This is a genomic window from Pseudoalteromonas sp. SIMBA_162, from assembly GCF_046535955.1.
GTDB classification, from domain to species: Bacteria; Pseudomonadota; Gammaproteobacteria; order Enterobacterales; family Alteromonadaceae; genus Pseudoalteromonas; species Pseudoalteromonas marina.
Genome location: NZ_JAWJBQ010001087.1, coordinates 1 through 241 on the forward strand (window position 1 = coordinate 1; position 241 = coordinate 241).

A 241-nucleotide genomic window follows, 5' to 3' on the forward strand; every position below is an offset into this window, starting at 1 on the left:
CTGGCCAAGGCGCGCCAGCGGGATGTTGCCGAGCAACGCTTCGTGCTGCGCTTCCGGCAATGCTTCAGTCATGTCAGTGGCAATGAAGCCCGGCGCCACTGAGTTGACGGTAATATTGCGTGACGCGACTTCGCGCGCCAGCGAGCGGGCAAAGCCTTCCATGCCTGCCTTGGCGGCAGCATAGTTGACCTGACCGAGGTTGCCCATGGTCGCGACCACGGACGAGATGTTGACGATGCGG

1 protein-coding gene is annotated in these 241 nt (G+C 62.7%); it reads right to left on the bottom strand.

From position 1 onward, the window contains the following. Positions 1–241: SDR family NAD(P)-dependent oxidoreductase (locus R0J88_RS23045; protein WP_410901323.1), on the bottom strand; the 241-nt coding region annotated here is incomplete at both ends.